We start from the raw sequence: 13,148 nt of genomic DNA, 5'->3' as shown, positions 1-13,148 counted from the left end.
TTGCCAACTGAACCGAGCCAAAAAGAAATTGATGTGTTCTTCAACGCAAGAAGCATTGCGATTTATGGCGCATCTGCTACACAAAATAGTGTAGGGCAGGCAATACTTCAGAATTTTATCAAACCACAATACACAGGAAAAGTCTTTGCTGTCAACCCAAAATATTCTCAGGTACTTGGTGTTCCCTGTTATCCATCACTTCAAGATATTCCTGACGAGGTGGATATGGTTGTTGTCGCAGTTCCTGCAAGAATAACACCAAGAGTCTTTGAAGATATTGCAGCCAAGGGCGTAAAAGCTGCCATTGTCATTTCAGGAGGCTTTTCCGAAACTGGGCCACGTGGCGCCGAACTTGAAGACTTGATTGTCGATATAGGACAGAAAAATGGAATTCGTATCATCGGACCAAATTGTGTCGGAGTGATAGACACCCACAGCAATATCGACACATTCTTTCTTCCGGAATATAGATGTGGACGCCCAAAGGCCAGCAATGTTGCAAACATTTCGCTCGTGTCTCAATCGGGAGCCTTTGCAGCAGCAATCTCTGACTGGACATCAGAACTCGGTATGGGAATTAGTAAGATAATCAGTCTCGGCAACAAATGCGACGTTGACGATGATGATCTGCTGCGGTATCTCGCAAATGATGAATCTACACAAGTCATATGTTTCTATACAGAGGGCTACGATCCTGGCAAGGGCCGTGTATTCTTTAATACTGCCAAAGAGGTCACACCGCATAAGCCCGTTATTGTCGTCAAGTCGGGACGCGGAAAACGAGCAAAGGAGGCGGCCAGCTCACACACCGGATCTCTTGCGGGCTCGGATCAGGTAGTTGATGCCGCATATAGACAAGCCGGAGTCATCAGAGCAGATAACTTTGAACATATGTTTGATATGGCAAAAGCCCTAGCAATGCAACCCCCAGCAAAGGGAGATCGAGTCCTAGTTGTGACTAATGGTGGGGGACTTGGAGTTATGACAACTGACGCGCTCGAGTCGGTTGAATTGGCCATACCACATCCTTCACAGGAGCTAAAGGAAACGCTCAAGACACGATTGCCCGGTTATTGTGCTATTGGCAACCCGGTAGATGTTGTGGGTGACTCTGATGCCAGTCGTTATGATATTGTCTTTGATGAAGCGCTAAAGAGCGGTGAGTACGATATTGTCCTTGTTGGAATGCTCCTGCAGACACCAACATTAGGCATGGACATCACCAATGTCATAGCAAACTATCAGCGTCAATCAAACATTCCATTCATCACCGTGGCAATGGGCGGAGCATTTACAACCAAAGCGGGTGAGATCATGGAACTGATGGGAGTTCCCACCTATGCTACAGGAGAGAAGGCAGCAGTAGCTGCGAAGGCGCTTGCCCGATATGGAGAAATAAAATACGGGAGTAAATTCACAAAGACAATTGCTGACAAGCCATAAATAGGATTGATGTTTCTGAACGAAGTGAGAGAGGCCTGAAAAGATGAAAGTTGCAAAGAAGATATTCGAAACGGCTCGGAATGAAGGTCGAACGTTTGTGTTAGAGAATGAGGCCAAGGATATCATGAAGGAATATGGAATTCCAATCCCACCTTATGATACTGCGACTACTGCAGACGAGGCCGTAGAAAAAGCAAAGAAGATAGGGTTCCCAGTCGTGCTGAAGATCCTGTCTAAAGACATCCTTCACAAGTCTGATGCAGGCGGAGTCAAGATTAATCTTAAAGACGAGCAATCTATAAGAGAGGCTTTTAACGAGATAATGGAAAATGCAAGAAAATACGGTGCGAGAGAGAATATCGAGGTGGACTTGAGCAGAGGTGTGTTCATCTCAAACTTTGCAGAAATGGGTACAGAGATTATTGTTGGTGTGACACGAGACCCACAATTTGGGCATGCATTAATGTTCGGTCTTGGTGGAATCTTTGTTGAGGTTCTCAAGGATGTCACCTTTAGACTCATTCCGCTCACCGAGAATGATGCCAGAGAAATGATAGGCGAGATCAAGGCTGCAAAGATCCTTGAGGGTGTACGTGGGCAACCACCACGCGATGTGGATGCGCTTGTTGACGTCATCATGGGCGTTTCGAAGATGATTGATGAGAATCCTGAGATTCGTGAGTTGGACTGTAACCCGACGTTTGTATACGAAAAAGGGAAGGGTGCCCTTGTGGTGGATGCACGTATCCTAATTGACGAGTAGATAGAGATCAGGCACGTTGCGACAAGAGACGGCCGAGTAGTACTAGGCCTTTCTTCAAGTCGTGATCATCAAGCTCATCATCCGTATTAGAAGCCGCTAATGAGAGGAATAGCAACAGAGAGGTTAGACGCGGTACTAATTTAGAGTAGGCAAGAAGGAAATCCTTCTTTTGAGCGTCGGCAATGAGGGTTTCAATCCGTTGCATTATGAGGTCAAGACGCTCAATAAAATCTTGATGAGAGGGGAGACGCTCTAGCAATGCAGTGACATACTTGTTATCGTGAAAGAAGCTTGGTGCAACATTAACTGGTGCAAGAAGATCCAAAGACCGAAGAATCATAATGGCATACTCTTGAGCCTCCACTCGATCGATCTTGTCTAGAGCCGCACGGAGCTGCACCAAAAAACGTAGGGAGTTGGTAAGGATCAACCTATAGGAGTTTGCGCATCGCCCACGTACAACTGGAGTGTGCTCGAATTCTAAAAGCGCTGCGGGAGACGACTCCAACTGCTTTTCAAAACCGGGCGAGAGTACAACTGATGCAATCCGTCCTAAGAGAGGATTACGAGCTATTCTACGAACAGCCTCGAGCGCACGGAAGTCGATTGGCGGAGTATAGAAGAGAACGATTCGTAGAATGTCGTATGCGATTTCAAAATCGGATTCAGTCGTTGTTGTCTGTCCTTGGTTCTTACAGGAGCTTGCACATAATAGGACCCAGCTTGAGGTCATTGCATCTCGAAGAATGGTACGCTCTTCAGCTCCGCCGACTTCGTGTTCGGAAAGAAAAGAATCAAATCGCTCAGTCGCCGAATTAATACGGCCCAATGTGGCACCGCCCAGTCGAATCTGTGCTAAAGACTTGATGAAGTCACGCGGATCTCGTGATGCAGGTCTAATGATGAATCCCGGTTGGTCACGTGTCATCTGCCACCATTTGTTGGTAGATGTAAAATAATCTAGTAGATCAATAGCTGCGGGTAAATCCGAGATCTCAACGTCTCGACGCCCTTCCAAAAATGCAATCAATCTACACATCAATGCCAAGAAACGTGACAAGTGCATGGACATGTTCTGCCCGGCAAAATGAAAATCGGAGAATTTACTGGCCGTCCTAGTTATCTGTTTAACCACATCTTTAGGTAGACGCACATTCGCCAGACCCTTATAGACATCAAGTGGTGTTCGTGCCAAGTCGTACAATCTCCCAATTAGTAGACAATCATCTTACAGGGAATTAACCGCCAGATTGAGCCCTCAATTTGAACTTAAAAACCAAAGTGTCACATGAGAAGAGGACTATGAACCAAAACGACGTGATCGCCGTTCATATGATCGTAAAGCGCGCCAAATATCTATTCGTCGCACAGCTGGCCAGTAAATCTGAGCAAAATAGAGCTCAGAATATGCGGATTGCCATAGAAGGAATCCGGAGAGACGCTCCTCACCAGAGGTACGAATGATAAGATCGGGATCGGGGAGACCGTGTGTATAGAGATGCTTTTCGATAAGGGTCTCATTGATATCAGAGGGATTTACTTCCCCTGTACGAGCCTTTTCAGCGATAGCACGTACAGCATCAACAAGTTCGGTTCGCCCAGAATATCCAATTGCCACGTTAAGGATATGATCATTGTAGTGTGCCGTTGCCTCTTCTGCCAATCGAATCGCATCACGAACCTCAGCCGGAAGTAGATCAACACGGCCTATAGCCTGCACCTTGACACGGTGCTTGTGCACATCGGGATTTTCAATCACATCTGCAAACTTGTCTTTTGCGATGGCCATGATCTCTGAAACTTCATCTCGACTGCGTTGAAAATTCTCCATTGAAAATGCATAGAGTGTACAGACTTTCACTCCAGCCTCCCAGAGAATTCGGAGGACTTCCATGACCTTTTGCGCACCTAGCCGATGTCCATACCAAGGTACATCAAGACCGTGCTCACGGGCATATCTCCGATTCCCATCAAGGATAATTCCCACATGACGTGGCGCTCGCTCTTTGTTCAATTGCCTATAGAGAACATATTCGTATAGACGATACATGGGGCCCGTGATATTCAAATTTGCCACACCCAGTGAGGCCTATCTACCATTTTACCTATTAGACTTTGGTCATGGCAAACGAGAGAGGCCAGATTAGATCATTGATGCAACCTTTTCAGCAGCACGCTTCATGTCAAGGAACACTAGACCAATTTTTGCAGAGGCAGTTGTAGAAACGGTAAGACATGCATTCAGCCCAGCCTGTACGACCAGTACCCAACCATCTACACCCTTTACGTTAACCTGTTCTAATTCGCCTTTCCCGAGTTCGACTGATGCCTTTTCACCAAGAGTCAACATAGCAGCGGTTATTGCGGCGAGCTTTGCCTCATCAACGTCAGCGGGCAGTGCAGACACAATAGGAAGACCTTCCACACTCACAATTGCTGCCGCTTCAATCTCAGGTATGTTACCCTGTAATTCGTTTAACACGCTTTCAAGTGTTTCTCCACGAGTTTCACTCATAATGCTCACCCAATTGCTACTTGTACAGTCGCTTCAAGATTACCTCTCTTGCTATAGCTTGGAATGCTCTCTTAACTCCTACGCCTTGAACTGCAATTGTTTCGTAGATAGGAACATTACCGCCAAGCCCTAATAAATCCAACATTTCATCACGTGACATCCTATTAGGTAGATCACGTTTGTTAAGCATGACAACAATCGGTATTTCTCGACCTAATGCATCTCCAAGAAACATCTTCAATTCTTCAAAGCTCTCAACATTTTCTTCTCGTTGATCGGGTGAAGAATCGGCCACGAACAGAATACCATCCGCGCCCTGCAAAACCACTTTTCGTTGATGACGATGACGCTTCTGACCAGCCACTGTAAAGACATCAAAAAGAACTCGACCACCAGCGCTCATAGGAACATAGTCAAAGAACAGTGTCCGATTGGTTTCGTCCTCAATTGCAGTGAACTCACCTTTTTGAAGACCTTCCACTTTACCATAGAGCCATCGCAATGCTGTAGTCTTTCCACCCAGACTTGGCCCGTAAAAGACCAACTTAAGATGGATACGACCCTTATCGTCTTTTCTCACGCTAACACCTCATTGGAACATCTTGGCCAAAATCGCATTGTTTTGGCAATTTACTCTGGTCAGTTCTTGAAGCAGACCCATCTCGTGGCCTCACACATGTAGATGCGCCAGTCATCACATGCTCAACACAAGTCTATGCTATAAGACTTGAGTCTCACATGTTGACTCTGTTAGAAGGGTAGTCTCATAAAAGCCTTTGTCCGTTGTCCAAAGTCCCATCATAATACACGATGAACATCTAGAACTGTATGATCGAGTGCGTACTCTCACACACGCTCCAGCTCAGCAAGTGCAGACTTGAGATCCTCTTCATCCAATTCCTTGTCCTTTGAAGGCGCCATTGGTTCTACTGCCAGGAACTTGTCTAATTCCTCGGCTATCTGTGAACCCTGTTTCTTCATGACAAGCCGGATCAGACCTATGTTAACTTGAGCCTCTGATACGACGCATAAAACACCCTTGCCGCAAGCAGAAGCAAAAATCTTACCCTCTGAGAATTCAGAGGTGACAATCTCAAGATCACCGATTTGTAGATTCTTTCCTTGTTCCTCGCTTGCACAGAATACTGCACTTGCAATTGCGCCAATGCTATCCACATCAACTGCAAAGTATGCAAGACGCGATACATGTGCAATTGTAAGACCCGTCTTATCGACGAGAATCACACGTCGAATGCCTCGATCTTGTCTGATGATATCGGTGAGGATCTTGTCGAAAACCTTAGGATCGCTCATGAAACATACCCCTTCAAGTTGTACTCTTGAGGACTACTAAGATTAGGCCCTCTTTCACGTCAGGTGCGATATTGATTTGACCCTTAGTGGTGTCAAGAGTTAGGAATGACAACGACCCCTCTCGAAGTTCGCGTACTGCCTCTAGGGCCTTTCCAACGAGAGAGGTGACAATAGCAGCAACTATCTCAGTAGTCTCGGGATCAAGGTCGCTACTCAAGGGAAGTCCTTCCATATTAGTAACAACAATACCACGTACTCCCTCTTGTGATTTGAGCCGTGATAAAATCGTTTGAAGCTTCTCTTGGCTTACCAATCGTTGATCCCCTGCTATAGTTTATGTCAGTATTTTCTCCCCCACGCAGGGCTATTTTAGACTTGTGGCAATGTCCACAATAAAAGGTACATATTTTGCGCATTTTGAGCTCTACGGGGAAGGAGAGATCTATTTGGATTTGCTCTTCTTCTTACTTTTCTTGAAGAGCTCCTTAGAAGTACGCCGTTTCTGTTTATATCGCGCAGTGAATGCAGCATCTGCAACACGGGCTTGAGCCGCAGGAGGTGCCATTTCCAGTTCTTCCTCGATTTTACCCATCTCCGCTTCTTCTTCGGAGAGAACCAAGTCAACTTCTTCCAGATCTCGACGAACTGCCTCGGGTGCAGATTTGGCGCGCTTTTTCAGTGCCGCTCGAAATGTCGTAATGATATCTCGGCCCTCTTTGCTTGAACCATCAAAAGATGCCTCTCCTGCTTTTTGGGTTACAAAAGTGGCACTGACAGTAGGATCCATTTCCGATATCAACTCAGACTCGTCATGCGCTACTGGTAAAGTTGTTGTCATTGCCCTAACACGCCTTGCTCCATCAGCATCAGTATATTCGACCTGTACTTGGATAGGAACCTCATCGGCCTCAAGCGTCCCTTCAGGGGCGACCTCAATACAGATCTCGTGATCACTGCTAACAGACCCAATCTTTGTGGCTTGCTTCTTTTTCAAGAGGTCAGAGGCTACGCGCGAGAGACCAGAGGCATCGCGGATGGTCACACCAGAGGGAGTAATTATTCTGATTTCTACATCATGACCAAGTAGTTCGGTACCAGCTAATTCGGACATACTCAAATCTAGCTCATTCGGAGTGACATAATACATCTGCCCATTAGTTGTATCTGGGAGAATTCCAAGTGTCTTCATCTCAAGCCCAGATGATGAAGCGATTCCAACAACATCCACAGTCGTACCAACTTCGAAAAACTGCTTAGCTATACTCAAGTAAAACTCCTTTGGAGGGATTGCTTGGAATCCTTCAAATGAGCCGATGCCAAGATTTGCCAATCCATCAGTCAATAAGACGATACGACTTACATGGTGATGTTTGGCTATAACGTATGCAAAGACCATAGCAGGGCCAAGAGCTGTGATACCTCGTGCAGAGAGCGATTTGATATATCTCTTGATAGAGGGAGCATTGGGTCCAACAGCCATGAGTTTGATGGCATCCACAAGTTGCTCTGCATTCGAAACTATTGTGTTAAAATTAAAGAAAGAATCGGACGGAAGTTCAAGTATAGTGCCACTGCCGATATTACGATATCTGACTGAAGACTCGAACTCGATCAGGCCAAACACGGTATCTGGAGAGTTGGCAACCAGACTATCTACTGATGATGTAAGACTACGCTTAACGGCGGCAAGCGAAGCCCCACTCATAGAACCGGACAGATCGAGAACGGCCAAGAAAGAATTTCCTGTGTATGGATGAACTGATGTGTCAGTGGACGTATCCGGTGGAGAACTAAGAACAATATCTGCATCATCTCCCGCAAGAAGAACTTCGCCCTCAATAATATTCAAAGTCCCACAGAAGGGGCAGATGAAATGCTTCCCAGTTGCCTCATCATCTATGATCTGAGAGGGGTCTGTCAGATATGCATTACATTTGAAACATGCAATAGGTTTCCCAACAATAGTTGAAGCGCCACGTTCTAAGTCACGAAACTCAACTCGAAGAACGTAGGGAATGTCTTTTGCCATTGATGAGGACTTGGGAAATCTCTTTGATGACGGTTTAAAAAGCGGCATGCGTAATCAGAGGGTATTTTCAGCCAACACTATTAAATGAATCGTGCAGAAGACAAAATAGAGAATCACTACACATAGAGTATTATCGTGTCATAACGGTAAACGGTGACATATATATAACAGGATAGTCGTTTGAATAATAACATCGTTTATTGCGGAAGCCCGGAGGACTGGCGAAATGGTTGATAAAGCAAAAATTGAAAATATTGTGGCCGAAGTAATGGCGGCAAACGCAGATATTCAGGGAATCGTCGTATGTGATGCAAAAGGGAAGGTAATTTTTGGACATACTGTGACTGAAGATGTGAATCAGACGGAAGTGGCAAAGCTTGCAGTCAAGATCGCCGGAAACTCCGCACAGCTCGTTTCAGGTCTAGAACAAGGAGGACTCAAGGAGGTCACAATCGCTTCAGAAAAAGGCCTAGTTGTGATTCTTGGGGATGTAGAAATGGTTCTTGCAGGCATTGCAGGAGAAACTGCAAGAGAAGCTATGGGTCTTATCAGAATAGCTCTGAGAAGAGCATTGCTTAATATGGTAGGCGACTAGGTATATGTGAGAGAGACCTTTTTCTACAGTACCGCGTCATTCACAAAATGTGATATGTCAATATTGTCTGTATATTACATTGGTATTACCAAGTGTATTTAGTGGGCAGTATCACCCACATATAGACGCAAACATAGAACAAGTGAAACATCGATTTCGGGCGGGACCGTGACGTGGTATACATAGACAAACTCGTCTGTAAAGGATTCAAATCATTCGGGCGAGATACTGTTACTATCAAGCTCGATCCTGGATTTACATGCATAGTCGGTCCCAATGGCTCAGGCAAATCAAATGTCATCGATGCACTACTCTTTGTATTGGGGCAGCTTAGTGCAAAGACCCTCCGAGCCAGTGTCTTTTCAGACCTGCTCTATTCTCCGCCTAAACCAGGAATGCCTCCGAAGGCAAAATCGGCAGTCGTTCAACTCCACTTCAACAACAAAGATAGAAAATTGGCTGTTGATGCGGATAAGGTAGTCATTGAGAGAGAACTTGATGAAACAGGCAAGTCAGTCTGTCGAGTAAATGGACGGGTCGTGACAAGATCGGCAGTCCTAGATCTACTTGGGAGTATTGGGGTGGATCCTAACGGCTACAACCTTGTATTACAAGGCGAGATCGCCCAGATGGTCAAAGTCAGTCCAAATGATAGACGCAAACTAATCGAGGAGATCGCAGGAATCTCAGCATACGATGAACAGAAAGAACGAGCCCTGAAGAAACTCTCAGAGAGCGAGGCTAATCTCTCCAAAGTAGATACTCAACTCCAAGAGAGACGACGGCATCTAGAGAAGCTTGAAGAAGAAAGAGAAGATGCAATGCGATATACAAACATCCAAAATCAGATGAAGACCATCAAAATCGACATCATTGCATGGAAGATAATCAAATCACAGAATCGAATTGAAACGATTAGTGAGACCCTGACCGAACGTGCTGAAGAAGCCGAGAGATTAAGACGTGAACTTGACGAACTCGAAGAGAAGAGCAAGGATGTTGAGGAGGAGATAGAGTCAATCGACCAAGAGATTGATCGTATTACTGGTGGCGACTCTAGTAGAATCTCCGAACAATTAGGGGTGGTCTCTGCAGCGGTAGGCCATGTGCAAAGTGATCTCGAACGTGCGAGAGAGGATCACGAAGCGAAGATTCGAGAATTGGATGAACTCGTTGAAGCGCAGAAGTCGGTAAAAGACCAAATCAAGAGGAACAATGAGTCCATCCAAGAACATACTGCTCGTTTAGAAGAGACAGAGACAGAATTACAAAAGGTAGAACAACAGATTACAATGCTTCAGGAGAGCCTAGACAAAGAACAAGACAATTACTATGAACTGCAGAGAAGATTGCAGACCCTCAACAGTGAGATGATCTCTCTTGATGAGAGCGTTTCGGAGATACGTTCCTCAATTAAGAGTGATGAGAGAGAACTCGGAATCGCCTATGAAGAAATGAGCGATGCCGAAGAGAGTCTCGTGAAGACAAGGGAGCAACTCGAAAAACTCAGAATAGATGTTCCCAGAGAACGAGAGAAGTTACAGCAGAATAGAGAACTTGAGGCATCCAAACGCCTGGAGGTTGAGGATATAGACAGGCAATTGTCAACTTTACAAGAAGAGATCAGCGAGTCTGAGGGAATCGTCAGGGCAACAAGAGATGAACTCATCAAGATGCAAGCCAGACGAGACGCCCTAAAGGAGGCTGAAGAGGCATTTCTCCGACGAAAGAGGGCGGTGGCGAGAGTCCTTAAAATGAGGGACACAGGAGAGGTCGAGGGCATCTATGGAACTGTTGCGGAACTTGGTACAATCGACCCTGAATATGCTGTAGCACTTGAGATTGCTGGCGGTAATCGACTTACTCATATTGTTGTTGAGGACGAAGATGTCGCTACTCGCTGTATTGAGATACTGAAACGCGACCATGCAGGACGAGCGACATTCATACCACTAAATCGGATCAAGACGAGATCACCTGGACACATCCCTGATGATGAGAGAGTTATAGGCTATGCAATGGATCTTGTAACATTCAATCCAAAAGTTCAGGCCGCTTTCGAATTTGTATTTTCTAATACTATCGTGACTGAAGACTTTAGCACCGCCAAGAAAATGGGCTTTAAGGGATGGCGTGCGGTGTCTCTTGAAGGCGACCTTGTTGAGAGATCCGGACTGATTAGTGGAGGGCATTACCAACGAGGATCGGCGGGCCTCTCTCTAAAAATTGAAGACAAGAGCCCCGAGATAAGAGAAAAGCTACAAGGGCTTGAGGAGATTCTCGAGAGCCTGATCGCAAAACGCCAAGAACTTCTAAAATCCAAAAAACAGTTGGAACGAGAGATCCAAGATTTATCAAAGGTAAACTACCGATCAGGAATTCAGCTCGAGAATCACGAAGAAACCCTGAAAAACTTGGAGATGAAAGAGAAGCAACTCCAAAGAAAGGTTGAGTCTGCAACGATCCAGATTAAGGCACTTGAGAGCCAGATCACGGATCTACGCAAGAGAGATGAGGAGTTTACCGAAAAGAGAGAGAGAATTCGTGCTGAGAGAGATGAGTGCAATGAGCAATTAGCCACATCTAAAGCATCTCAGATTTCGCAAGATATTCGCAACCTTACTGGCGTAGCAGAACATCTAAAGAAAAAGAGGGATGATATTCAAAAAGAGATTTCTGCTCTGAGAGTCGCCTTAGATGAGAGACTAAAGCCAAAGGCCGATGAGATTGAACTACGTATCCAAGCACTCTCAGCAGTTATCCCCAGTCTTGAGGCGGAGGTCAGACAGCTAGAAACACATCTTGCCAGTAAGGAACAAGAGGCCGAAGTTCTCCGTGAACGGAGAGAGAAAATAGAGGAAACTGTGAAAGATCACCGTGTCCGCCAGATACATTTGAAGGAGGAGGCACGCAATATACGATTCCGTCACGAGGAGATCCGAGATGCCCAGACTTCAAATGAAAAGGCAGTATATAGACTACAGTCAGAACAGTCAAGATTACAGAACGAGATCATAGCATCGCTTGCTGAATTAAAACAGATGGCCGATGCTGATGATGAACTTGCCAAACGCGACAAGATGAGAGAATTGACATACAAAGAGATAGAAGACCTCGAAGAAAAACTCAGAGCGTTAAACCGTGAATTAGAGGCAATGGGTCCTGTCAACCTGAAAGCACTTACAGACTATGACGCGGAAAAAGAACGATATGAAGAAATTGTTGAAAAGAAGACAAAACTGGAGGAGGAACATAAAGAGATACTCAAGTTCATGGAAGAACTTGAGAGAGAGAAGACTCAGAAGTTCCTTCAGGTCTATAATGAGATAGCAGATAATTTCTCAAAGGTCTTCGCCAAACTCTCCCCGGGTGGAGAGGCAAGCCTGATGTTGGAAAACCCCGAGCATCCACTTATGGGGGGAATCACCGTACGATCAAAACCACGTGGGAAGGACATCGTCTCCCTTGATGCAATGAGTGGTGGGGAGAAGACCTTAACAGGGCTGGCCCTCATCTTTGCAATTCAATTACACAGCCCTGCTAGCTTCTATGTCTTTGATGAGATTGATGCGGCACTTGATGATGTAAATGCTCATAATGTTGCTCTACTTATTTCTGAAATGTCAAAGTCATCGCAGTTCATTGTTGTGTCACTTCGAGATGTCACCGTGAGAAAGGCGGATCGCTTGGTGGGTGTGACAAATCAAGACGGGATCTCACGGATTGTTGCTGTAGATTTAGAGGAGGTGGCGGGGGCTGCATGAACGATGACGAACAGCATCCATTCTGGATAGAACCACCGTATATTCTCCTCACTGATGTGCTTCAGCTCGATAAGATCGAACCATGGAATGTTGATGTGGGTAAACTAGTATCAGGATTCCTTCAAGAGATGCGGCAGATGGGCGATATCGATTTCCGGATTTCGGGCAACGCGCTCTATTCGGCCTCAGTCATATTCATGAAAAAGACTCGTGACTTGGTTGAGCTGGGGATTTTACCACCAGATGAGGACGACGACGAGGAAGAAGACTTCGAGATACCGCTCATACGACCCCCGTTCCGACTTGCTAACAGACGTGTTACACTTCAAGAACTTCTTGTTGCAATGGACAAAGTCTTGACTAAAGGAGTGAGACGACGACCAGTTCCTGTGAAACGACGCACAAGGTCATCGGTAGATCCAGTATCATTCAAGATGGACGCCACTAGGGCTGATGTTGAAGAAACAATTACTGAGGTGTACCAGGATCTCACGGACATCCTGAAGATTGGACAGGTCGTAAAATTCACAGACATTCTTGTTGAACCGTCACGCCGTGAGGTCGTCAGAATTCTATTTGCTCTACTGCATCTCTTCGCCAGAGCTTATGTGGATCTCTGGATGGATGATGATAACGTGATTTGGATAAAACTACTTGAACCTCCGCAAGACGATGAGGAAGAGGAAACGACAGTAGAAGTTACCACAAGTGGGTGATGCAAGTGG

Annotated in this window: 12 protein-coding genes; 5 read left to right on the top strand and 7 right to left on the bottom strand. The window is 45.6% G+C overall.

What is annotated here, in order from left to right:
* The gene (locus K9W43_00615) at positions 1 to 1,443 is read left to right on the top strand and encodes a CoA-binding protein (protein MCF2135723.1); all 1,443 of its coding nucleotides are present in this window, start codon (positions 1 to 3) and stop codon (positions 1,441 to 1,443) included.
* A gap of 43 nt (positions 1,444 to 1,486) precedes the next feature.
* The gene (locus K9W43_00610; GenBank protein ID MCF2135722.1) at positions 1,487 to 2,206 is read left to right on the top strand and encodes an acetate--CoA ligase family protein; all 720 of its coding nucleotides are present in this window, start codon (positions 1,487 to 1,489) and stop codon (positions 2,204 to 2,206) included.
* 7 nt (positions 2,207 to 2,213) lie between these two features.
* Here K9W43_00610 and K9W43_00605 read toward each other — a convergent pair whose 3' ends face one another.
* The 7 genes from K9W43_00605 to K9W43_00575 all read right to left on the bottom strand — a co-directional run bounded on the left by K9W43_00605 (position 2,214) and on the right by K9W43_00575 (position 8,112).
* A complete protein-coding gene (locus K9W43_00605; protein MCF2135721.1) occupies positions 2,214 to 3,401 on the bottom strand; it encodes a hypothetical protein in 1,188 nt (395 codons plus the stop codon).
* Positions 3,402 to 3,506: 105 nt separating this feature from the next.
* The gene (uppS, locus tag K9W43_00600) at positions 3,507 to 4,274 is read right to left on the bottom strand and encodes a di-trans,poly-cis-decaprenylcistransferase (GenBank protein ID MCF2135720.1); all 768 of its coding nucleotides are present in this window, start codon (positions 4,272 to 4,274) and stop codon (positions 3,507 to 3,509) included.
* A gap of 75 nt (positions 4,275 to 4,349) precedes the next feature.
* Positions 4,350 to 4,721: a roadblock/LC7 domain-containing protein gene (locus tag K9W43_00595; protein ID MCF2135719.1), complete on the bottom strand. Its 372-nt coding sequence runs from the start codon at positions 4,719 to 4,721 to the stop codon at positions 4,350 to 4,352.
* 16 nt (positions 4,722 to 4,737) lie between these two features.
* Positions 4,738 to 5,301 (bottom strand): gliding-motility protein MglA, encoded by a 564-nt coding sequence (locus K9W43_00590; protein ID MCF2135718.1) that lies wholly within the window; start codon positions 5,299 to 5,301, stop codon positions 4,738 to 4,740.
* A 266-nt stretch (positions 5,302 to 5,567) separates the two neighbouring features.
* Positions 5,568 to 6,035 carry a roadblock/LC7 domain-containing protein gene (locus K9W43_00585; GenBank protein ID MCF2135717.1) on the bottom strand — a complete coding sequence of 156 codons (468 nt, stop codon included), beginning with the start codon at positions 6,033 to 6,035 and terminating at the stop codon, positions 5,568 to 5,570.
* Between the two features lie 13 nt (positions 6,036 to 6,048).
* On the bottom strand, positions 6,049 to 6,348 hold the full coding sequence (locus K9W43_00580; GenBank protein ID MCF2135716.1) for a roadblock/LC7 domain-containing protein: 300 nt from the start codon (positions 6,346 to 6,348) through the stop codon (positions 6,049 to 6,051).
* A gap of 129 nt (positions 6,349 to 6,477) precedes the next feature.
* Positions 6,478 to 8,112 carry a hypothetical protein gene (locus K9W43_00575; protein MCF2135715.1) on the bottom strand — a complete coding sequence of 545 codons (1,635 nt, stop codon included), beginning with the start codon at positions 8,110 to 8,112 and terminating at the stop codon, positions 6,478 to 6,480.
* Between the two features lie 178 nt (positions 8,113 to 8,290).
* Here K9W43_00575 and K9W43_00570 point away from each other — a divergent pair, with 178 nt between their 5' ends.
* The 3 genes from K9W43_00570 to K9W43_00560 all read left to right on the top strand — a co-directional run bounded on the left by K9W43_00570 (position 8,291) and on the right by K9W43_00560 (position 13,139).
* Positions 8,291 to 8,659 (top strand): roadblock/LC7 domain-containing protein, encoded by a 369-nt coding sequence (locus tag K9W43_00570; GenBank protein ID MCF2135714.1) that lies wholly within the window; start codon positions 8,291 to 8,293, stop codon positions 8,657 to 8,659.
* A 173-nt stretch (positions 8,660 to 8,832) separates the two neighbouring features.
* Positions 8,833 to 12,423: a chromosome segregation protein SMC gene (smc, locus tag K9W43_00565; protein ID MCF2135713.1), complete on the top strand. Its 3,591-nt coding sequence runs from the start codon at positions 8,833 to 8,835 to the stop codon at positions 12,421 to 12,423.
* Complete coding sequence (locus K9W43_00560) at positions 12,420 to 13,139, top strand: hypothetical protein (GenBank protein MCF2135712.1); 720 nt, start codon at positions 12,420 to 12,422, stop codon at positions 13,137 to 13,139. Before smc ends, K9W43_00560 begins: the two co-directional genes overlap by 4 nt.
* Positions 13,140 to 13,148: the final 9 nt, after the last annotated feature.

This window comes from Candidatus Thorarchaeota archaeon, assembly GCA_021498125.1.
GTDB lineage: Archaea > Asgardarchaeota > Thorarchaeia > Thorarchaeales > Thorarchaeaceae > B65-G9.
Note: the sequence above shows the minus strand (reverse complement) of the source record. Positions and strands in the feature narration are given on the sequence as shown.